General features: G+C 56.6%; 2 protein-coding genes and 1 pseudogene. All 3 read right to left on the bottom strand.

The features are described 5' to 3' along the window. Positions 1 to 329: pseudogene (gene fliM, locus ACRDD5_RS19440) on the bottom strand (flagellar motor switch protein FliM); the annotation flags it as partial. Positions 330 to 333: 4 nt separating this feature from the next. Continuing rightward, the gene (gene fliL / locus ACRDD5_RS19435; RefSeq protein ID WP_367596565.1) at positions 334 to 801 is read right to left on the bottom strand and encodes a flagellar basal body-associated protein FliL; all 468 of its coding nucleotides are present in this window, start codon (positions 799 to 801) and stop codon (positions 334 to 336) included. Between the two features lie 124 nt (positions 802 to 925). Next, a partial coding sequence (locus tag ACRDD5_RS19430) for a flagellar hook-length control protein FliK (RefSeq protein ID WP_438677724.1) occupies positions 926 to 1586 on the bottom strand: 661 nt, incomplete at its 5' end.

Here is a 1586-nt window from a genome sequence, read left to right as displayed (position 1 = left end):
AGCGGTTTGAGGTGCATCAGATTGAGGTTGGTGGGCACCGGCAAATTACGGGCAAATTCGTGATACGGCTGAATGCGAATCGCCCCGACGGTAATGTCCGGGCTGCGGCGTAATAGGTTAAACAGCCCCATACGGAACTGACGCGCAAACCGCTCGTTGATGATCTCTAATGCCTGGAGACGCTCGCGTACCACGCGCCGTTGGGTATTAGGATCGTACGGACGAATGTCGGTTTCGTTGACGACGCTGGTCTTGGGTTCGTCAGCGTTATCGCTGTCGCCGTTTAACAGCGCGTCAATTTCGGCCTGAGAAAGAATGCTATCGCCCATGGGATTACCGCAAAATAAAGGCGGTATACAGCACGTCGCTGACTGCCTGTTGAGGTTGACCGGCGACAAGCGGCGGAGCCAAAGTGTTCTTTATGGCTTCAACCAGCTTCTGTTTGCCTTCATCGGTGGCAAGCGCCGCGCTATCCTGGCGGGAAAACAGCAGCAGTAAACGGCTGCGCACTTCCGGCAGAAACTCGCTCAGACGCTGGCGCGTGGCTTCATCTTTCAGACGCAATGTGATGCCGATGTACAGCACGCGGTCAGCATCACCGAGGTTCACGGTGAAGGTATCCAGTGCGAAAAACACCGGCGCTGGCGGTGGCTCAGGCGCTTTAACTTGCGCGGAGGCAGGCTGCTGCTGCATACGCCAGTAGCTATAGCCCGCGGTAGCACAGGCTGCAAGAGTAATCAGGACCAGTAACGGCATCCAGATGGAGCGCTTGCGGCCTTTTGGCAAAGCGTTGTCAGTCATAAAACGCATCTTTCCTGTATCGGTACTGCATATGGATTAATTATCCCGCGTCGTCGGGCGTTCAAAGGCCCGAAAACAGGGGATATTTGTTGTTAACTCTGACGTTTAGCTTAGGGAGCGCGTCTCAGGCAAAAATATCCACCGCGTTATTCCCCGACGCTAAACGCTGCACGCTGGCAGGGACGGCAAGCGCTTCGCCATCACCCATTGACGGGAAAGTGCTTGCGGAACGCGGTGACTGCTGCGGATTTTGCCCCGACTGCTGTTGCTGCTGGCCCGCAAAACTTTCGCTGCTGATGCTGCTTTGGCCGAGCTGAATACCGCTTTCCGCCAGGGCAAGACGTAAGTTTGGCAGGGTGGCTTCAAGCGCCGCACGCACGTGACTATGGGCTGAAACCATCTGCAATTGCGCCTGGTTATCATCGAGCTTCATGCTGATTTGAATCTGACCCAGATCCTCAGGATGCAGGCGTAGCTCGGCGCTTTGCTGGCCCTGACGGGTAAAGAGAGTGATGTGCTGGCTCACCGCTTGTTGCCACTCCTGGCTGCCGAGCTGGGCGCTAATCTGCGGCGCTACGGGCACAGCAATTTGCGCTGTGGCAGGTGTGGCGACGGTTGCTGAACTGAATGTCGGCGTGGTCAGCGTGGTTGCGGGGCTGGTATTGTTCGCCGCAGCATCACGGCTGCTATTTTCCATATTATTGATGGCGAGCGTTTTCGTCTCCACCAGCGGTTCATTGTTAGGCTGTGCGCTTCTGGCGGCTGGCGCAGTATCCAGGGCGACA

Source organism: Silvania sp. (assembly GCF_051656365.1).
GTDB classification, from domain to species: domain Bacteria; phylum Pseudomonadota; class Gammaproteobacteria; order Enterobacterales; family Enterobacteriaceae; genus Enterobacter; species Enterobacter hatchlandensis.
The sequence above is the reverse complement of the archived record's forward strand: the minus strand, read 5'-3'. Positions and strand labels throughout refer to the sequence as shown.

What these genes read in the sequence shown, in the direction of transcription:
- fliL (WP_367596565.1), bottom strand. Translation starts at nt 801, where the DNA reads ATGACTGACAACGCTTTGCCAAAAGGCCGCAAGCGCTCCATCTGGATG.